Here is an 18,689-nt window from a genome sequence, read left to right as displayed (position 1 = left end):
TGCTGGCCGGCGCCATCACCATGATTTACTTTACCTACGCCTTCGTCAACATGGGCATGGTGAGCGGCATCATTCCGGTGGTGGGCGTACCGCTGCCGTTCATGAGTTACGGCGGCACCAACACCGGTGGCGCGGCCACTGGCGGCGCCGGCATGGGCGGCACTGGCGGTGCGGGCGGCAGCATCGCCGTCAATGCCGGCACCTTCAACATGTCCAATACGATGACCAGCGTCGGCCAGTCGGCCGCCGGCATCATGGTGGCGTCGCAGAATAGCGGCATCGCCTCGCTGGTGCAGCAAAGCGTGAATGTCCAGTCCAATCTGGCGGTAGGCCGCTAAGCAGGATGCGGGGCGCGCGGTATGGCGTGCCCCGCTGTTGTCGAGAGAAGGAGACATGATGCAAATACCAGGAAAAAACGCTTGGATGCTGCTGGCGTGCGCGGCCTGTTGCCATGCCGGCGCCGGGCCGCTGACCGAGGTGGAGGCGCCGCCGGCCGTCATGCTGGCGCCGCTGGTGCCGGAGGTGGCCGTCACGCTGGCCGACCCGCCCGGCTTCGACGCCATGCCGACGCCGGCCGCGCGGCTGGCGCGGCTGCGCGGCGGCGCCGATACGGTCAACAATGCCATGCAGTTGGACGGCGCCGTCAGCGGCAACGCGGCGGTCAACGTCGTCACCGGAGCCAATGCCATCAGCAGCGGTTCCTTCAGCAACGCTTCCGGCTTGCCGGTGGCGATACAGAATTCCGGCGCCAATGTGCTGATACAGAACGCCACCATCATCAACATCCAGATGCAATGAAAACCCTGACTATTTTGTTGTTGGCCGCAGTGAGCGCCGGCCCCGCTGCGGCGGCGGACCTGCCCGGCATCGGCGGCGCCGGCTTTGCGCTGCCCGTGACCAGCCTGAAGGAAGCACGTTTCCGCTCGACGGTACGCCAGCAGCACGACTTCAGTTGCGGCTCGGCGGCCGTGGCGACGCTGCTCAGCTACCACTACGACACGCCGGTGACGGAGGAACAGGTGTTTGCGGCCATGTACGCGCAAGGCGACCAGCCGACCATCCAGCGCGAAGGTTTTTCGCTGCTGGACATGAAGCGCTACCTGGCGCAGCGCGGATTTATTGCCGATGGCTACCGGCAGCCGCTGGACAAGCTGGCCGAGGCGCGCTTTCCCGCCATCGTCCGCATTGTCGAGAACGGCTATATGCACTTTGTCGTGGTCAAGGGCATGGACCCGCAGCGCGTGCTGATCGGCGATCCGTCCGGCGGCACGCGCGCGGTGCGCCGCGACGCCTTCGACGCCATGTGGCCGGACCGGCTGCTGTTCGTGATCCACAACTGGACCGGCCAGCCGCATTTCAACCAGCCGGCGGAGTGGCACGTTGCGCCACAAGCGCCGCTGGACGCCGCCATCAATCGCGGCAGTTTGACCGACCTGACACTGCCCAAGAACGGCAGCGGCAATTACTGATAAGGAGGCGGCCATGCGTATCCGCTCATTGCCCCTGGTAATCGCGCTACTGGCCGGCGGCGCCGGCGCCACCGATGCCACCGACGGCTGGGACGCCGTCGACGATGGCGAACTGGCCCAGGTGCGCGGCGGCTTTTCGCTGGGCGATGGTTTGCTGGTATCGCTAGGTGTCGAACGTTTGGTTTCGATCAATGGCAGTGTTGTAGCCAGTACCCATTTTTCCATCGCCGATATGACACAGTTGAGTGCTGCGGAAGCCGCGATGGCCAGCGATGCGCTGGGCGCCGTGGTGGTCCAGAACGGCGCCGGCAACCTGGCCGCGCCGCAGGCCATGCAGGGACTGGGGGCGCTGTTGATACAGAACAGCGTCAACGATCAGGCGATACGCAGCCAGACGACGATTTCCACCACCGTCAGCAATCTGGCCATGCTCAAGGCAGCCAATTTCGAAAGCAGTTTGCGGGATGCCTTGAGCGCAGCGGTCGTCAAGTAACCAACTTGAGGAGCGGCGATGCGTGCAAGTGCGAAACGGCGGGCCAGCGTACTGGCGATCTTGGTGTGTAGCGGCGCGGCGGCACAGGCGCAAAATCCGGTAGGGACAGCGCCCGCCGAGGATGGACGGCCGCCGGCGGTGGCGCCGCTGTTCGAGCAGCCCGGTGTGTTGACGCCACGCGGCAAGCTGGTGCTGGAGCCGTCGCTGCAATTCGGCTACTCGTCCAGCAACCGCGTGGTGCTGGTCGGCTACACCATCATTCCGGCGCTGCTGATCGGGCTGGTGGACGTGCGTGAGGTCAAGCGCAACACCAGCACCGGCGCATTGACCGCCCGCTACGGCCTGAGCAATCGCGCCGAACTGGAGTTGAAAGTGCCGTATGTGTACCGCAGCGACTCCACCGTCAGCCGCGAGATCTTCACCGGCACCGGCGTCGACCGCGTCTTCGAGACGAGCGGACGCGGCGTCGGCGATGCCGAGCTGGCCTTGCGCTACCAGTTGAACGACGGCGGCGCCGACCGCCCGTATTATGTGGCCGGCCTGCGCGTCAAGTCGCGCACCGGCACCGATCCATTCAGCGTGGTGACCGATTGCAGCCAGCGCTGCGTCGGGCCGAACGCCACCGGTACCGGCCTGCCGCTGGAACTGCCGACCGGCTCCGGTTTTTACGCGCTGCAGCCGAGTTTGACCTGGCTGTATCCCAGCGACCCGGCCATCCTGTTCGGCAGCGTCAGCTACCTGAAGAATTTCAAGCGCAGCGGCCTGAATCGCAAGGTGCTGAACGGCGAGTGGGAGCCGCTCGGCACGGTGGCGCCGGGCGATGTGCTGGGCTTTAACTTCGGCCTGGGACTGGCCTTGAACGAGCGGGCGCTGATCAGCTTTGGCTACGACCACAGCTCGATCGCGCGCACGAAGCAGAACGGCGTGCCGGTGCAGGGTTCGGTGCGTACCCAGCTGGGCACGCTGCTGCTGGGCTTTTCGTACCGCATCAACGACAAGCGTACCCTCAACATCGCGGTCGGCGCTGGCCTGACGCGCGATACGCCGGATGTGCAGTTGTCGCTGCGGCTGCCGTTCACTTTCTAATCGTGCTCCGCATGGATCTGATGTATTGTAGTGCTCCTGACAATTTTTCAAAACAAGGGGAGCCATGTCCACGCGTATTCTGAAACCTTTGGCCGTGATTGCGGCGCTGGTCGCCACCACGGCAGTCCAGGCGGCCGCACCGATGGCGCGCTTCCAGGCGCCGGGCTTTTATCGCACCACGCTGGGCGACTTCGAGGTGACCGTGCTCAACGATGGCACGCTGGACCTGCCGGTCGACAAGCTGCTGAAGCAGCCGCCGGAGAAGACCAATGCCGCGCTGGCCAAGTCGTTCCAGAAAGTGCCGCTGCAGACCTCGGTCAATGGCTTCCTGATCAATACCGGCAGCAAGCTGGTGCTGATCGACACCGGCGCGGCCAGCCTGTTCGGTCCAACACTGGGACAACTGCTGGGCAATTTGAAGGCGTCCGGCTACAAGCCGGAGCAGGTCGATGAGATCTACATCACCCATATGCATGGCGATCACGTGGGCGGGCTGGCGTCCAACGAACAGCGCGTGTTTCCGAATGCGATCGTTCGCGCCGGCAAGCTGGATGCGGACTATTACCTGAATCCGGCCAATCTGGACAAGGCGTCGGGCGAGGCCAAGGATAATTTCCAGGGGCCGATGGTGTCGATCAACCCTTACGTCAAGGCGGGCAAGTTCCAGCCTATCGTGGCGAACAGCGAGCTGGTGCCGGGGATTAAATCGTACTTCAACGGCGGCCATACGCCGGGCCACATTACGTATGTGGTGGAGAGCAAAGGGCAGAAGCTGGTGTTGCTGGGAGATTTGCTGCACGTGCAGGCGGTGCAGTTTGACGATCCGGGCGTCGGCATCTCGTTCGACAGCGACAGCAAAGTGGCGACCTCGGAACGCAAGGAAGCCTTTGCCGGTGCTGCCAAGGAAGGCTACCTGATCGGCGCCGCCCACCTGTCATTCCCCGGGCTGGGGCATGTGCGCGCCAATGGCAAGAGCGGCTACGTGTTTGTGCCAGTCACTTACACGCAGCCGCGTTAAGCATCAGGCCAGGGCAGGGTAGTCGGTGTAACCGGTGGCGCCGACTGCGTAGAACGTATCGGCATTCCACTTGTTCAGCGGCTCATTGGCTTGCAGGCGCTCCACCAGGTCCGGATTGGAGATGTAATCCTTGCCGAAAGCGATGGCGTCAGCCTTGCCGCTGTCCAGCAGCTCCTGCGCCACGACCTTGTCCATCTTCTCATTGGCGATGAACACGCCGCCGAATTCCTGCTTCATCAGCGGCGACAGGCTGTCTTCGCCCAGCGCTTCACGGGTGAAGATGAATGCGATCTTGCGCTTGCCCAGCTCGCGCGCCACGTAGCCGAAGGTCTCGGCCGGGTTGGCGTCGCCCATGTCGTGCGAATCGCGGCGCGGCGCCAAGTGCATGCCGACGCGGTTGGCGCCCCACACAGCGATCGCGGCATCGGTCACTTCCAACATCAGACGGGCGCGGTTCTCGACCGAACCGCCGTAGTTGTCGGTGCGCAGATTGGTTTTACTTTGCAGGAACTGGTCCAGCAGGTAGCCGTTGGCGCCGTGGATTTCCACGCCGTCAAAGCCAGCCTTCTTGGCGTTCTCGGCCGCATTCTTGTAGGCGGCCACGATGCCGGCCAGCTCGTCGGTTTCCAATGCGCGCGGCACTGGGTAAGGACGTTGCGGACGCAGCAGGCTGACGTGGCCATTGGCCGCAATCGCGCTTGGCGCCACTGGCGGCTCACCGTTCAGGAAGCTTGGATCCGAAATGCGGCCCACATGCCACAGCTGGGCGAAGATCACGCCGCCCTTGGCGTGCACGGCAGCAGTGATCTGCTTCCAGCCTTCCACCTGTTCATCCGACCACAGGCCTGGCGTATCGGCATAGCCGACGCCGTGTGGCGTAACGGCGGTCGCCTCGCTCAGGATCAGGCCGGCGGTGGCGCGTTGCTCGTAATACTTGGCCATCAGCGCGTTCGGCACGCGGCCTTCGGAGGCGCGCGAACGGGTCAGCGGTGCCATGATGATACGGTTTTTCAGCGTGATATCGCCGATGGTGATCGGATCGAACAGAGTTGGCATGATGCGTTTCCTATAGTTGCATTTGATCGATGAAGGCTTGAATCAGCGCCTCATCGCGTTTGAAATAATTCCACTGGCCGACGCGCTGCGACGTCACCAGCCCGGCCTTGACCAGCACGGCCAGGTGGGCCGACATGGTCGATTGCGATAGCCCGGCACGACGGTCGATCATGCCGGCGCAGACGCCCAAGGACAGCGGGTGCTGTTGCTCGGCAAAAAATATCTCGGGTTCCTTCAGCCACGCCAGGATCTGGCGCCGCATCGGGTTGGCGAGGGCTTTGTGGATAGAGTCGATGTCCATGATGGCTATATGTATCGTGTTTTTCCGATTTCAATATCGTGATCTTACGATATAAAAGAAAAACGTGCTGGCGGCCGAAAAATCCTTTATGTTATGGGAACGTTGTTGTAAATCTAACGAGGCTGACATGTCGAGTCATTATCTGGATGTGGCGGTAGGGCTGTCCTACACTTTTCTGGCCGTGAGCCTGCTGTGCAGCGCCACGCGCGAAGCGATCGCGTCGCTGTTCCAGACGCGCGCCAAAGTGCTGCTGGATGGCGTGCTGACCTTGCTGCACGAATCGGCCGCCAAGCCGCGCCTGCGCGGCATCGGGCCATCCATCCTGCGGCTGCTACGGCTGCGCGGCGGCTTCGGGCTGGAGAAACTGGGATCGCAATCGCTGACGGCCGAAGTGATGCGGCATCCGCTGATCACCGGCATGGCGCAGCAGGGACGCATGCCGTCCTACATCCCCTCGGCGATCTTTGCGCGGGCTTTCGTCTCGACGCTGACGGCCAAATACGGCAATGGCAAGACCGCCGCCGCACTGCTGAACAGCATCGGCAACGAAGGCCTGACTAAAACGCTGCTGGCCATCATGGGCGAAGGACCGGACGATGCGGCGGCGCTGGAAAACGCCATGCGCATCTGGTACGACACGGTGATGGACCGCATCAGCGGCTGGTACAAGCGGCGCTCACAGTTCGTGCTGTTTCTGGTGGGGCTGGTGTATGCGGTCGTGATGAACATCGACGCACTGCAATTGGCGCAGCGCCTGTGGAGTGATGCGGCGCTGACGACGCAATTGATTCAAAAGGCGGAAGACGCCAAACCGCCCGTGCCGCCGGGACTGCCAACCGATCCAGCATCCGGCGTCGCCCAGGCCAAGCAAGCCAAGGCGCAAGCGGAGGAAGTGCAAAAGCTGCCGATCGGCTGGCCATCCGCGCGCTTTGAAGGCGTGAAAGGCTTCGGCCCGATCACGATGGCGCTGCTGTTCGCGCTCATCGGCTGGATCGCCACCGCGTTCGCCGCCTCGCTCGGTTCGCCGTTCTGGTTTGAAGGCGTAGGCTGGCTGCTGGCGCTGCGCGGCACCGGCGCCAAGCCGGCAACCGAGACGACGGCAGCACCCTCAGCGGTCGTCACCTTGCCGAGCCTGCGTAAATAGACCTACTTGCCTCGCTGCGCGCACTTGGACGACTGAATCGCCCGCTCGGTAATGTTGTCGATGCCCTTGATTGCTTGCTGCGTGCACGCATCGTCGTTGACGGCGTGCACTTGCGGCTTGCGGTTCATCTCCTTGTAGCCGGTCACCACCAGCGCCACAGCGGCCACGGCCAGCAAGACCGTGTTTAATTTCATCTGCATGCTCAGGCCGCGAAGTGCAGGGCCAGACCGATGACGGCCGGCAGGGTTTGAATCAGCAGGATCGAACGCTTGACCGTCACGCCACCCCACACACCAGCCACCGCCACGCACACCAGGCCGAACACGGTGAAGGCCGACGCAATCGCCGCATCTGGATGCAGCAAGCCCACCACCAGCGCCGCGACCAGGAAACCGTTATAGCAGCCCTGATTGGACATCGCCGGTTGGACGATCTCGGCCTTCTCCTTGCTGAGACCGAAGACCCGGCGGCCGCGCGAATTGAACAGCACGGTTTCCAGCAGCACGATGTACACATGGATCAGCGCCACCAAGGCGGTGACGATCTGGGCGGCTAAATGCATGGAGGCTCCTTGTTCTTATCAATGTTGAAGGAACATTATCGCCTGCGCATGGCGTTGACGGCTAGAGGCTAGGCACCAATTTTGTGGCAATGCTATAGTTCTGGCTCTTGTGTTTCTGTGGGGACGACCCCGCCTTGGACCGGAAGCACGACGCCCGTTGCGGCGTTTCACTTGGCCTGGACGACCTGGCCGCAACGAGGAGTTTGTCATGACCTGGATTATTCTCATTTTGGCCGGCCTGCTGGAAGTGGTGTGGGCGGTCGGTCTCAAATACACCGAAGGCTTTACCAAACTGGTGCCGTCCGTCTTGACCTTGGCCGCGATGGCCGGCAGTGTCGGCATGCTGGGCCTGGCGCTGCGCACTTTGCCGCTGGGGACCGCGTACGCGATCTGGACCGGCATTGGCACGGTCGGCACGGTGATCTACGGCATCGTCATGCTGAACGAGCCGGCCAGCACGATGCGGCTGACGTGCATCGCCATGATTGTCGGCGGCATCATCGGCCTGAAAATCTCCAACGCTTAAAACGCAGGGTTAGGGCGGGTGAGGTAATACCATTCGCTGTTGGCTTCGGCGGCCGCGTCCGGGAACAGAATGCGGCCGTCAAACTCCGCCAGCACCGGCGTACCATCGGCGCGCCGGCCGATTTCCTCGCCTTGTTTAACCGGGTCGAAACTGGACCAGTTGCGGCTGAAGGTATCGTCAGCGTGTTGTTTATCGTAGACGGCGACCATGCTGAGCGCCTCCATCTGCTCCGGTGCCACCGGTTCAGGCTCAGGGGCATCAATCATGCCGAGGAACGCCAGCGTATTCAAAATGGCGCGATACGCCACGTCAGGTGCTTGCGGATCATCGTGCTGGCCGCACTCCAGCGTCAGCGCATAGCCGCCGACCGAGCGCATGTATTCGGTAGTACCCATGCCATAGCGCAGTGCGGTCTGTAGCTCATTGCTACCGCTCAGGCGCCGCTGCACACCATCGCAATAAGTCCGCAACCACCCATCAACAAACCGGCGCACGCCCAACCGCTTGGCCAACGCACGCTCTTGCTGCTCTTGCTTGAAAGGCTCCAACGGCCCATCATTATTGCGCGGCCCGACCATCACAAACGGCTCGCTCGCCGCATTGAACGAATGCAGATCCAGCAGCACGTCATGCTGACCTAGAAGAGGGCATAGCCAGTTGGCCACATGGTCCTCAAAGTCTTTGGGATTGGGATTTGGGAATAGATTACGATTGAGATTACGGTCACCATTCCGCCTGCCTTTGGCATGGGCAAGTGGATTCACTACGGGCGCAAATGTAACGCTACCGTATCTTATAAGGTGCAGGCCACTATCGAGTTCTCGAATTACGCGCTGGATTGCTTTGACGCCGCAAGTTTCATCGCCATGTACAGCGCCTGTAACGATAAGTCGAATACTCTGATTAATGCCATTGTATGTGATCGATTTGAATTGCTGCTGATAAGAGTAAATCATCACACAGTTATGTCAGTGTATTGGTACCGGCAATATGCCGGTACGCGAAAGGCATTATAAAGGCCTAAAGATTGTCATCAGTGAATTTCTGGATCGTTCTCAACCTGTGGATCGTGTGAGAACTCGCCTTTACCTTTTTCTTCGAAGTGAAGTTTGATGTTGAGCGTCATCTTAACGGTGTTGACGTCGCTAAACGTAAGGAGTCGACCATCTACACTGATGCTTTCTTCGCTAAACTGGCCATTATCTTTGGGGGATACCGTCATGCCTTTGAAAATAATCGGCAGACCAGCAGTGTCAACAATTTGATAATTAATAATGGTATCTTGATCCTTGATCACCGGCGCTTGCGGTTCGGTTACCACAATATATTTACCCTCTTTTTCCGGGTTTGGTTTGACCCAAACCAGCACATTTTGAAGAGTAATTGGAGGGACGAGTTGAGTCATAAGATCGCTTTCTTTAGTAGGTGGGTGGAAAGATATTGAAGATACGCAGGATCTTTAAAATTCATCGATTCAAGTTTTTTCTTTGCTATAGATGCAGCCTCATATTGCCCTAGGCAAATGTTGGTTTTTAACCAGGGAGCTAGTAAATAAGGATCGGAACTACCCTTCATTAGAGGTATGAGCAGCCGCTCTGCTTCGCCGCAACTGCGTTTTGCAGTTTGTGGTTCCTGCTGTGCGAAATTAATGTCTGCATCTAGAAGTAGAGCATCGAGCAACGCGTTGCGTAAGCTTTTATCTGCCGGTGCAGTTTCATGTATTTGGTGTAAAGCAATTAGCGCAGGGCGCAACGTGATGGCTGCATCAGTGGCGCGTCCTTCAGCAAGTTCGATAGCCGCACGGAAGTGTGTACTTCCAGCAATCATCATCTGCAAGTTCAATTTTTTAGGCTCTAACTTACTTAGGTCGGCAAGTTTCTGGTCTAGTTGATCTAATCGCGTAAGTGCACTTTGTGTACTGGTTTCTTTTCCCCGCAAATCGAAAATTTTCATTTTTGCAACATATAGATTTCGCTGCCAAACTCGGTTACTAGAATCTTTTTCAACTATCTTTTCGAGCAAATCGTGCGCACGATCAAGGCTTTCAATCGCGTTATGGGTGTCTCCTAAGGCTCTTTTGATATCGGCCTGATGTTGCCAGGCTGATGAAAGTCGTTTAGACCAAAGCACATCACTTGGATTGTCTTCATGCAACGTCTTAAGAAGTTCAACTTCGCGGGCAAACAGAGACTCAGCGCTCTTGAGCTGGCCAAGCTGAATTTGAGCCGTGCCAAGCCAAGAAATACTGTCTGCAAAGTCTGCTGTGAGCCGTTTGTCTTCGGGAGAGCGTTGATGGGCGCGGTTTTTTAGGTCAACGGAAAGACCAAATTGCCTTGCAGCGTTGGATACATCACCGCGCTGAAGCGCCAGGCTTCCTAAACTATTATGAGCATATGATTGCTCCACAATTCCTTCGATGCTGGATGGGGCTGCGACAGCCAGTCTGTTGCTAAATTTGCTGTATTCTTCGAAGTATTGTTGCGCTTGATCCCACTCTTTACTATCTAAATGGATGCGGCCAAGCCAGAATGCATTTTCTCCTGCACTTTTGAGCGAGGAAATATTTGATGGGTTACGTTGAAGTTGCTTAAGTAATATCTCGCGACCTGCAAGTAATGCTGTGTTAGCTCCGACTGGATCAGCACGTGCAATTTTTACTTCGGAAATCAATTGCAGTGATTTGGCGCGCTGCGCTAGAGTTGCTTCACTATCATCGGACTTGGTTTTGTCAGATAGATAAGTTAAGGCGCGATTGCTAACACTGTCGAGAAGATCCAACTTGCCAAGGGGACGTAGTTTATCGACGAATTCGCCTAACATATAACCCATTAATCCTTCAGCTTCTGCCCGGTGCGCTTCGGCTTGGGTTTGAGCTGAGCGGGCGGCGAGGCCAAGACCGCCGGCTAACAGTGCCAGGCTGGTGACTACGATCATGATTGCCATCCGCATGCGCTCGGCGCGACGTTCGCTTTGCAACGATGCTTGCACGAATCTTTGTTCTTGCGACGTGAGGCCGAAGCCGCTGGTGGCCAGCAGTTGGCGCGCCTGATTGGTCTGGGTGCCCGACGGCAACAGCATGTCGCGCTTGCGGCCGCTGTCTTGCCAGCGGTTGGCTTGCGCGCTGATGCGGCTGCGGATTTGCAGTGCCTGGCGGTGTTCTTCGATCCACGCCACCACGCGCGGCCAGCGGCGCAGCAGGGCTTCGTGGGCGATGCCGAAGGTTGGCGCACCGCCTTGAAGGTCGCTGACGAACAGGTGAGCGTCTACCAGCGCCTGCACCAGCTTGTTTTCGGCATCATTACGCAGCGCCGACCATGGCACGCGGCGCGAACTGACGGTCGATTCATCCTCAGCCACCAGCACCAGTTGCGACAGCACATGGGGCAGGGCGGCGATCTGGGCCGCACCCAGCGCGGAAATCACTTGCTCGGCACGGGCGCCGATCGCGCCTTCCAGACCGCCCATGGCGTGGAAGGCCGAATGCGTCAGTTCGCCATCTGGCGTGCGCTGACGGTACAGCTCTTGCAGGCAGTATTGCAGCAGCGGCAGGCTGTCCGGGCCGGAGCGGGCGGCGTGACACAGTACGTCGTCCAGACCCTCGCCCTTGTCGTCGACGGTATAGCGCAGTTGCGCCACTTGCGCCGGGTGGCGGACGATCTGGGCGATGTCGGCGCTGCCGGGCGGCGTCAGGTCGTAGTGGCCGCCGCTCAGTTTTAGATTCATCAGCGCCGGATAGGACGCCAGGTGCGGGTAGAAGTCGTTGCGGCAGGCCAGCACCAGTTGCATGGTGCCGGAGCGCGCCAGCTGGTCCAGCACGTTGATGAAGACGGCACGGTCAACATCGCTGATATGTGGCAAACGGAACACGGCTTCAAAGCGGTCGATGAACAGCAGCAGCTGGATGGCCGGCAGGCGCGCCTGCAATTGCTCGATCAGGCCCGGCAGATCTTGGGCCAGGCGCTGGGCGAGGGCGGCGGCGCTGGTGTTTTCAAACAGCAGCCGCTCGCCGATTTCGGCATCCAGCAGTACGCTGGCCAGGGTTTCCAGCAGGCCGGACTGGCCCATGTCGGCACAATCGAGCTGGACGTGGCTGCTGATGGCGATGCCCGACTCGGCCGGGGCGGCGCCGGCTTTCAGCGCCGGGATCAGGCCGGCCTGCACCAGCGAGGTCTTGCCAGCGCCGGACGGACCCAACACCAGCACCATTGCGCAGGCGGCTTGGGCTTGCGCCACCACCACTTGCACCAGCTGGTCGACGCTCAGTTTGCGGCCGAAGAAGATGGCCGCATGTTGTTCTTCAAATGCTTCCAGGCCGCGGAACGGCGAGGCGTGCAGCCAGCTGCCCTGGCTGACTTCATCGTCATAGCTGAGTTCGGCCAGCAGGCGGTAGCCGCGCTTGCGGATGGTTTCGATGTAACGCGGTTCGGTGGCGGAATCGTCCAGCGCGCGGCGCAGCTGGGTGATGATTTTATGGATGGCGTTGTCGCTCGGTGAGACGTTGCCCCAGCACGCATCCAGCAGCGTTTCGGCCGAAACGACCACATGCGGATGGCGGCATAAGTACAACAGCACATCCATTGCGCGCGGCTCCAGTTGCCGGTTTAACACACCGCAACTGAGCGTATTCGTGGCCGGATCAACCCGCCATTCACCAAAACGGAAACTCTTGTGGTTCACAATCCAACCTTCTTTGCTCTTCGATTAACGCTGTGAAATCAATGACTTGGAACCCGGAAGGTTTTCAGAAGGCCATCTTGCAGTAAGTTGCCTAAAGTCATTACATCTGGATATTAACATTATCTCGAAAGAAATAGTTACCGAAGTTTTATACAGCCCCACGGAGAGTCCATGACTGTTTTAACCGGCGTGAAAGCACCGTTTGAACTGACGCAGTACGCAATAGCAATCAAGCAACAGGGGATCGATTTTGCCATCCGCCATTACACCCATCAGGCGGGCAAGAGCTTGTCGTTGGCCGAGGCGCGCGCGCTGACCGACGCCGGCATCCAGATCGGGGCGGTGTGGGAAACCCCGGACGCGCACCTGAGTTATTTCAGCCGGGCGCAAGGGTGTGCCGACGGCGCGGCCGCCTATTTGATGGCGCAGTCGGTGATTACCCAGCCGTCAGGCTCGGCGGTGTACTTCGCGGTCAATTTCGATCCGGACGCGGCCGAAATCACCGGCCCGGTCACCCGCTATTTTGAGGGCGTGAACCAGGCGTTCCACGCGGCCTCGGCGGCCGAGCGCCAGTATCAGGTTGGCGTCTATGGCTCCGCCGCCTGCTGTGCGGCAATGATGGCGGGCGGGCTGGCCACCCTCAGCTGGCTGGCGGACGAGGAGGCAGACTACGCCGGTTACAGCCTGAAGCAGCTGGACGGCGCGATGCTGCGGGTGGATGACGGCCAGCGCATTAGCGTGGGTATAGCGTGCAACCACGCAGAGCGTCCGGCTGGCCTGTTCCGGGTGTTATGAATATGAATATTTGCTTCACGGAGACCCCATCGCGCAAGACCGTCAAACCGTCCAAGACGGTGTTCCTTAACAATACCGGGCAGGATGTGACGCTGAAATTCGTCACCGCGCCGGATCTGGTGCTGGGGGCGTACACCATCAGCAACGGCGTCAGCGCCGCCATCGACCATATTCGCCTGGGCGTGACCGACTTTTATTCCTGCCACAGCCAGAATGTGGCGATTCCGGCCGAGTGCACGGCGGTGCTGACCTTGTCCAACAGCGTGCTGACGATGGCCGTGTCCGCCTAGTGCATGTCGATCACGTCGAATGGCGACTGGGTCGAGCTGAGGAAGGCCATGACGGCGCGCGCGCGGGCGCCCATGTCTTCGTGGCGGGTGGCGATAATGGCGTCGCGCAGGCCGGGGATGACTTCGGTTATGAGCGAGTTTTCGTCGTAGGTGGTGACCAGCAGCGCGGCCAGTTCGGTGGCGCGGCCGCGATTGTTGCGCATTCGCTCTTCCAGCACCGCCAGCAGCGCCCGCTGCATGCGCGGCGTCGGATTGGTGATGTAGCCGAACACCAGCGGCGTGTTGCTGATCGCTTCGCACAGGCGGTTTTCGATCTGGTCCGGCTTGACGTCGGAGGCGATGTCGAAATAGGCGCCGTTCCAGCGCGTGCGTTCGTACGGGTGGCCGGGCGGGAAGGAGTCGGCCGTCTCGAAGCCGAGCAGGTGGCTCAGGCGGCGCAGCCATGTCATCAGAATGGGGATCATGGCGGCATTTTAGCAGGGTGGGAAAAGGTCTTCGCAGCAGTGTTATCCTGTCAATAATTTGATTGTAACCCGCTACTGCAAGGAAACCGTTGACGAAGAGTTCTCGGTAACGGAGCTGGCGCCGAAATAAAGGAAATATTTATGGAAAAAGACGTTGCCCGAGAAGTGTTGGCCCTCCTCGATGTGGCGAGTGAAAAATTCAATACATCTATCCGTGTAGTGTTGGACAACTGTCCCGAAGCCGAATTTTTAAAATATAGGGAGGAAGTGGCGAAAATCATGGCGGAGTTGTATATCAAACTGATGGTTCCGATTCATAAAGCCCACCCGGATCTTGAGCCAAAGCAGTTAAGGATAGCTCGGCATCCTGCGAAAACAGAATTGCCACGATCTTAGGTACCACAACAGATAAAATGCTTTTCCTAAATGGCGTCGTAGGCTGGAGCGAAATGAATATCTTCGAGTATGGGAACAGGTCGGGTATTCCCCTGGTTTTTTTTGGTGGTACTCCCCAGAAAGGAGATACATTTGCAGGCCTGGATACTCTGGCACGAGAGATGGATATTAGGTTGATTTGCCCGACACGTCCTTGGTATGACAACCAGGAGGTCGAACCGTCGTTCAATGCCGTGTCAATGCCGCTGCTTAATTACTTACGAGATTTTGGCGTATCTTCTGTGCATGTCATGGGAGGAAGCGGCGGCGGTCCGTTTGCGTTTAATCTGGCAAAGGTCGCTCCGGAAATCGTAGCTACGTGTACGCTCCTCGCGTCGATGGGGATGCCTGAAATCTTTGTGGAACTTGTTTCGTCACCGCCGACCCTTGACGTATTAAAAGCATTCACACTGAGAGATTATGAAGCCTGGACGGAGATGACTCGCCAATGGGGTCTAGCTGCTGACCTTAGCCATGGCGCTTGGGGAGACTTCATCGTCTACTTCGATGAGCTTCCACGACAAGATTTACACGTGTCGACACCAGTTATCGTTTATCAAAGCACTTCCGACGCCAACGCTCCAATAGAAAGCGTCCAGGAAATGCTTGCCAAGTGTCCCTCAGTAACCTGGCATATAAGCGAACGTGCCGACCACGTTGCGATGGCAAGTGGCTCGGGAGAAGAGATCATCCGTGAAATATTTCAGGCAATTGCTTCTGGCTTTAGGTGATGGAATCTGGCCAGAAGCGGCCTTGCGCATACGCTTAAGGTAATTGCCATGGCCAGATTCGGCAGTCCCAGGCGCGGGTGGCCGCGCCTGGTGACTGTTGTAACTGTTACACCTGGGCTTCTTCGCCCAGTTTGCCGGCGCGGAAGTCATCGACGGCGGCGTGCAGCTCGGCTTGCGTGTTCATCACGAACGGGCCGTATTGCGCGATCGGCTCGTTCAACGGCTGGCCGGCGATCAGGATGAAGCGGCTGGCTTCGCCGGCGGTGATGGTCACGCCATCTGTGCCTTTGGTATTGGCCAAAATCGCCATGCGGCCGGTCGCCACTGCCTTGCCGTCGATCGTCACCGAACCACGGTAGGTAAAGACGAAGGCGTTATGGCCTTCCGGCAGCTGCTGCTCGAACGTGGCGCCGGCCGGCAGGTCGACGTCAATGTACAGCGGCTCGGTGACTTCGCGTTGCACCGCGCCGTCCACCCCATGGCTGCGGCCGGCAATGACCTTGACCTTGGCGCCTGCGGCCGTTTCAAACACCGGCACGTCGGCGCCGTTGAAGTCGCGATACCACGGTGCGCGCATCTTGTCCTTGGCAGGCAGGTTCAGCCACAGCTGGAAGCCTTCCATCACGCCGTCTTCCTGCTCCGGCATTTCCGAGTGGATCACGCCGCGGCCGGCGGTCATCCACTGCACGCCGCCGTTGGTCAGCAGGCCTTCGTTGCCGGCGCTGTCTTTGTGGCGCATGCGGCCTTCGATCATATACGTGACGGTTTCAAAGCCGCGGTGCGGGTGGCTTGGGAAACCGGCGATGTAATCGTTGGCCTTGTCGCTGCCAAAGTTGTCCAGCATCAGGAACGGATCGAGGCGGCGTTGCAGGGTTTGAGTCAGCACACGGTTGATCTTCACGCCCGCGCCGTCCATGACGGCCTGGCCCTGGATGATGCGTTCAACACTGCGTGCTGCAGTTACGTGATGCGTTACTTGATCAGTCATGGCGTTCTCCATTGTGAATACTCTTTAGGCCAGGATGGCGTTGATTTCTGCGTCTGCCTGGGCTTGTGCTTTGGCCACAGCTTCTGGACCCATGCCCAGACCTTCGGCGAATACGTACTGCACATCGGTCAGGCCGACGAAGCTCAGGAACATTTTCAAGTGTGCCAGCTGGGTGTCGGTCGGGCCGTCGCGGTGAATGCCACCACGCGACAGGGCGACGTAGACTTTTTTGCCGGTCAGCAGGCCGACTGGGCCGGTTGGGCCGTATTTAAAGGTCACGCCGGCGCGGGCAATCGCGTCGAACCAGGTTTTCAATTGCGCGGTGATGCCGAAGTTGTAGGTCGGCGCACCGATGACGATCACGTCCGCTGCTTGTGCCTGGGCAATCAGGGCGTCGTCCAGCGCCACGCGGGCGGCCTGGTCGGCGTTGCGCTGGTCGGCCGGGGTGAACAGGGCTTGCAGGGCAACTTCGTCCAGCACAGGGTGAGGCTGGGCAGCCAGATCGCGGCGGGTGACGGCGGCGCCTGGGTTGGCGGCGCTGAGTTTTGCGACCAGTGCATCAGCCAGACGGGTGGATTCGGAACCGGTGCTGCGGGCGCTGGAGTTAATTTGCAGGATGTTCATGGTGTTGCTCCTTGATGTTTGGTTGAGTGCTGCGTCGATGGAGTAACTTTAACCGTTTCAAATTCCATCCGGAAGCCGTTAAAATGGATAACATTAATCCACTGATGGAACAATCCAATGGAAATCGACCCTGGCGACCTGCTGCTATTCGCCCGTATTGTGGAATGCGGCAGCTTCAGCCTGGCGGCGGAACGCGTGCAACTGCCGAAATCGACGGTCTCGCGCCGCATCACGCTGCTGGAAGGCAAACTTGGCGAGCGGCTGCTCCAGCGCACCACGCGCAAGCTGGTGCTGACTGAATTCGGCGCCAGCCTGCTGGAACATGCGCAAAAAGTCGCCGACGAGACCGAGGCGGCCGGTGCGCTGGCGCAGCACCGGCAGGTGGCGCCGAGCGGTTTGCTGCGGGTGTCGATGCCGGCTGACTTCGCCAATGTGGCGGTAGGGGCGGTGCTGGCCCAGTTCATGGACCGCTACCCGGCCATTTCGCTGGAGCTGGATTTATCCCCGCGCCGGGTCGATCTGGTGGCGGAAGGGTTTGACGTGGCCATTCGCATGGGCACGCTGCCGGACGACGCCACGCTGGCGGCGCGCCGCATCACGTTCAGCTCGTGGGCATTGTACGCCTCGCCGCGCTATACCAATCTGCGCGGTCTGCCGGAGCATCCCGATGACTTATATAAGCATGATTTGTTGAGCTTGCCGCCGCGCGTGCATGGGCTGATCCGCTGGAATCTGACGCGCGGCAAAACTGAATGGTCGCGCGACTTGCCGGTGCGGCTGCTGGCCAATTCGCCGGAACTGCTGGTGCGCATGGCGGCCACCGGTATCGGCATCGGCTCGTCGACCGAGGCGGTGGCGCGGCCGTATTTGCAGCGCGGGGAGCTGGTGCGGGTGTTGCCGGAGTGGTCGTTCCCGCAGGTGACGGGCTGGGCGGTGTTCCCGGGACGGCGGCTGATGCCGGCCAAGACCCGGGTCTTCATCGATATGCTGCAGGCGGCCTTTGACAGCGCCGCGCCGAGCGGGGTGTGATTACTTCAGCTGGGCCATTTCTTCGCCCAGCTGCACCGGGCCGGCCGGCTGCCAGGCGGGATTGAACTTCAGCACGTCTTTCTGGAACAGCATCACCACGGTGGAACCGAGCAGGAAGCGGCCCAGCTCATCGCCTTTTTTCAGCACGATGTTCTGGTCGTCGTATTTCCATTCGGTCACTTGCGGCAAGCGCGGCGGATTGACCACGCCGTGCCAGACGGTCGCCATGCTGCCGACGATGGTGGCGCCAACCAGCGTCATCACGAACGGGCCGTGGGCGGTGTCGAACACGCACACCACGCGCTCATTGCGGGCGAACAGGCCGGGAATGCCGCGCGCGGTGGTCGGGTTGACCGAGAACAGCTCGCCCGGCACATAGATCATGCGGGTCAGCTTGCCGTCGAGCGGCATGTGGATGCGGTGGTAGTCGCGCGGGCTCAGGTACAGATTGGCGAAGCTGCCGTGCTGGAACTGCGCGGCCAGCTGGGCGTCGCCGCCGACCAGCGCGGTGGTGCTGAATTTGTGGCCCTTGGCCTGGAAAATCTGGTCGTCCTCGATATCGCCGAACTGGCTGATGCGGCCATCGACGGGGCAGACGTAGGCGGCCTCGGCCAGCGGGCGGGCGCCTGGGCGCAGCGCGCGAGTGAAGAACTCGTTGAATGTCTGGTAGCTGGCGATATCCGGATTGGCCGCTTCGCTCATGTTGACGTTGTACTTGCCGACAAACCAGCGAATCAGGCGGGTTGTGTACGCGCCACCCTTCGCCCCGGCGACGCGGCCGGCGAAATTAGTCAGCGCTCCCTTGGGAAGCAGGTATTGCGGCAAAACGGCTAAACGGTCGGACACGGTGGCAGATCCATAACAATAACGATCGCGCATTATAGCGCCCTGATTGGCGGGCTGACCCCGGAGTTATCTTTTTCCGCATGGCTGTTTATGAAATTTCGCTAAACAGGATGTTCTATTGCTAAATACTGAACATTTTTATTGAATCAAGGCAT

Annotated in this window: 24 protein-coding genes; 13 read left to right on the top strand and 11 right to left on the bottom strand. The window is 59.8% G+C overall.

Annotated elements, in window-relative coordinates; all coding sequences use genetic code 11:
- From GTP69_RS31440 to GTP69_RS23005, 6 genes are all read left to right on the top strand, one after another.
- Window positions 1-338: FtsW/RodA/SpoVE family cell cycle protein (locus GTP69_RS31440; RefSeq protein ID WP_229261110.1), on the top strand; the 338-nt coding region annotated here is incomplete at its 5' end.
- A 55-nt stretch (window positions 339-393) separates the two neighbouring features.
- The gene (locus GTP69_RS23025; RefSeq protein WP_229261109.1) at window positions 394-798 is read left to right on the top strand and encodes a hypothetical protein; all 405 of its coding nucleotides are present in this window, start codon (window positions 394-396) and stop codon (window positions 796-798) included.
- Window positions 795-1,469: a C39 family peptidase gene (locus tag GTP69_RS23020; protein ID WP_161057050.1), complete on the top strand. Its 675-nt coding sequence runs from the start codon at window positions 795-797 to the stop codon at window positions 1,467-1,469. Before GTP69_RS23025 ends, GTP69_RS23020 begins: the two co-directional genes overlap by 4 nt.
- Window positions 1,470-1,482: 13 nt before the next feature.
- A complete protein-coding gene (locus tag GTP69_RS23015) occupies window positions 1,483-1,962 on the top strand; it encodes a hypothetical protein (protein ID WP_161057049.1) in 480 nt (159 codons plus the stop codon).
- 18 nt (window positions 1,963-1,980) lie between these two features.
- A complete protein-coding gene (locus GTP69_RS23010; protein WP_161057048.1) occupies window positions 1,981-3,048 on the top strand; it encodes an acetate kinase in 1,068 nt (355 codons plus the stop codon).
- Window positions 3,049-3,112: 64 nt separating this feature from the next.
- Window positions 3,113-4,066, top strand: a complete 954-nt coding sequence (locus tag GTP69_RS23005; RefSeq protein ID WP_161057047.1) for an MBL fold metallo-hydrolase — start codon at window positions 3,113-3,115, stop codon at window positions 4,064-4,066.
- A 3-nt stretch (window positions 4,067-4,069) separates the two neighbouring features.
- On the opposite strand, the gene GTP69_RS23000 is transcribed toward GTP69_RS23005, so the two are convergent.
- Window positions 4,070-5,122, bottom strand: coding sequence for an alkene reductase (locus tag GTP69_RS23000; RefSeq protein WP_161057046.1), 1,053 nt, complete (start codon window positions 5,120-5,122; stop codon window positions 4,070-4,072).
- Between the two features lie 10 nt (window positions 5,123-5,132).
- Window positions 5,133-5,423, bottom strand: coding sequence for an ArsR/SmtB family transcription factor (locus GTP69_RS22995; RefSeq protein ID WP_161057045.1), 291 nt, complete (start codon window positions 5,421-5,423; stop codon window positions 5,133-5,135).
- Between the two features lie 127 nt (window positions 5,424-5,550).
- On the opposite strand from GTP69_RS22995, the gene GTP69_RS22990 reads away from it, so the two are divergent.
- Entirely contained in the window at window positions 5,551-6,567 is a 1,017-nt protein-coding gene (locus tag GTP69_RS22990) for a hypothetical protein (protein WP_161057044.1), read from the top strand.
- A 2-nt stretch (window positions 6,568-6,569) separates the two neighbouring features.
- On the opposite strand, the gene trbK is transcribed toward GTP69_RS22990, so the two are convergent.
- Window positions 6,570-6,761, bottom strand: a complete 192-nt coding sequence (gene trbK, locus GTP69_RS22985; RefSeq protein ID WP_161057043.1) for an entry exclusion lipoprotein TrbK — start codon at window positions 6,759-6,761, stop codon at window positions 6,570-6,572.
- A gap of 8 nt (window positions 6,762-6,769) precedes the next feature.
- The gene (locus GTP69_RS22980) at window positions 6,770-7,129 is read right to left on the bottom strand and encodes a DUF1304 domain-containing protein (RefSeq protein ID WP_161057042.1); all 360 of its coding nucleotides are present in this window, start codon (window positions 7,127-7,129) and stop codon (window positions 6,770-6,772) included.
- A 208-nt stretch (window positions 7,130-7,337) separates the two neighbouring features.
- On the opposite strand from GTP69_RS22980, the gene sugE reads away from it, so the two are divergent.
- Window positions 7,338-7,655, top strand: a complete 318-nt coding sequence (gene sugE / locus GTP69_RS22975; RefSeq protein ID WP_161057041.1) for a quaternary ammonium compound efflux SMR transporter SugE — start codon at window positions 7,338-7,340, stop codon at window positions 7,653-7,655.
- Here the strand turns inward: sugE and GTP69_RS22970 are convergent.
- The 3 genes from GTP69_RS22970 to GTP69_RS22960 all read right to left on the bottom strand — a co-directional run bounded on the left by GTP69_RS22970 (window position 7,652) and on the right by GTP69_RS22960 (window position 12,332).
- Window positions 7,652-8,611: a M14 family metallopeptidase gene (locus tag GTP69_RS22970; protein WP_161057040.1), complete on the bottom strand. Its 960-nt coding sequence runs from the start codon at window positions 8,609-8,611 to the stop codon at window positions 7,652-7,654. The genes sugE and GTP69_RS22970 overlap by 4 nt on opposite strands.
- Window positions 8,612-8,688: 77 nt before the next feature.
- Entirely contained in the window at window positions 8,689-9,060 is a 372-nt protein-coding gene (locus tag GTP69_RS22965; RefSeq protein ID WP_161057039.1) for a DP-EP family protein, read from the bottom strand.
- A complete protein-coding gene (locus GTP69_RS22960) occupies window positions 9,057-12,332 on the bottom strand; it encodes an nSTAND1 domain-containing NTPase (protein ID WP_161057038.1) in 3,276 nt (1,091 codons plus the stop codon). Before GTP69_RS22960 ends, GTP69_RS22965 begins: the two co-directional genes overlap by 4 nt.
- Window positions 12,333-12,503: 171 nt before the next feature.
- On the opposite strand from GTP69_RS22960, the gene GTP69_RS22955 reads away from it, so the two are divergent.
- Both GTP69_RS22955 and GTP69_RS22950 read left to right on the top strand, forming a co-directional pair.
- A complete protein-coding gene (locus GTP69_RS22955) occupies window positions 12,504-13,127 on the top strand; it encodes a glycoside hydrolase domain-containing protein (protein WP_161057037.1) in 624 nt (207 codons plus the stop codon).
- 2 nt (window positions 13,128-13,129) lie between these two features.
- Window positions 13,130-13,417, top strand: a complete 288-nt coding sequence (locus GTP69_RS22950; protein WP_161057036.1) for a hypothetical protein — start codon at window positions 13,130-13,132, stop codon at window positions 13,415-13,417.
- On the opposite strand, the gene GTP69_RS22945 is transcribed toward GTP69_RS22950, so the two are convergent.
- Window positions 13,414-13,881 carry a hypothetical protein gene (locus tag GTP69_RS22945; RefSeq protein WP_161057035.1) on the bottom strand — a complete coding sequence of 156 codons (468 nt, stop codon included), beginning with the start codon at window positions 13,879-13,881 and terminating at the stop codon, window positions 13,414-13,416. The genes GTP69_RS22950 and GTP69_RS22945 overlap by 4 nt on opposite strands.
- Window positions 13,882-14,022: 141 nt before the next feature.
- On the opposite strand from GTP69_RS22945, the gene GTP69_RS22940 reads away from it, so the two are divergent.
- Together GTP69_RS22940 and GTP69_RS22935 are read left to right on the top strand one after the other, a co-directional pair.
- Complete coding sequence (locus tag GTP69_RS22940; protein WP_161057034.1) at window positions 14,023-14,277, top strand: hypothetical protein; 255 nt, start codon at window positions 14,023-14,025, stop codon at window positions 14,275-14,277.
- A 53-nt stretch (window positions 14,278-14,330) separates the two neighbouring features.
- Entirely contained in the window at window positions 14,331-15,047 is a 717-nt protein-coding gene (locus GTP69_RS22935; protein WP_161057033.1) for an alpha/beta fold hydrolase, read from the top strand.
- Between the two features lie 106 nt (window positions 15,048-15,153).
- Here GTP69_RS22935 and GTP69_RS22930 read toward each other — a convergent pair whose 3' ends face one another.
- Both GTP69_RS22930 and GTP69_RS22925 read right to left on the bottom strand, forming a co-directional pair.
- Window positions 15,154-16,035, bottom strand: coding sequence for a pirin family protein (locus tag GTP69_RS22930; protein WP_161057032.1), 882 nt, complete (start codon window positions 16,033-16,035; stop codon window positions 15,154-15,156).
- Window positions 16,036-16,059: 24 nt separating this feature from the next.
- Window positions 16,060-16,659: an FMN-dependent NADH-azoreductase gene (locus GTP69_RS22925; protein WP_161057031.1), complete on the bottom strand. Its 600-nt coding sequence runs from the start codon at window positions 16,657-16,659 to the stop codon at window positions 16,060-16,062.
- Window positions 16,660-16,776: 117 nt separating this feature from the next.
- On the opposite strand from GTP69_RS22925, the gene GTP69_RS22920 reads away from it, so the two are divergent.
- On the top strand, window positions 16,777-17,688 hold the full coding sequence (locus GTP69_RS22920; RefSeq protein WP_161057030.1) for a LysR family transcriptional regulator: 912 nt from the start codon (window positions 16,777-16,779) through the stop codon (window positions 17,686-17,688).
- Here the strand turns inward: GTP69_RS22920 and asd are convergent, their stop codons facing one another.
- The gene (asd, locus tag GTP69_RS22915) at window positions 17,689-18,534 is read right to left on the bottom strand and encodes an archaetidylserine decarboxylase (RefSeq protein ID WP_161057029.1); all 846 of its coding nucleotides are present in this window, start codon (window positions 18,532-18,534) and stop codon (window positions 17,689-17,691) included.
- Window positions 18,535-18,689 lie beyond the last annotated feature (155 nt).

This window comes from Duganella levis (assembly GCF_009857605.1).
GTDB classification, from domain to species: domain Bacteria; phylum Pseudomonadota; class Gammaproteobacteria; order Burkholderiales; family Burkholderiaceae_D; genus Rugamonas; species Rugamonas levis.
Note: the sequence above shows the minus strand (reverse complement) of the source record. Positions and strands in the feature narration are given on the sequence as shown.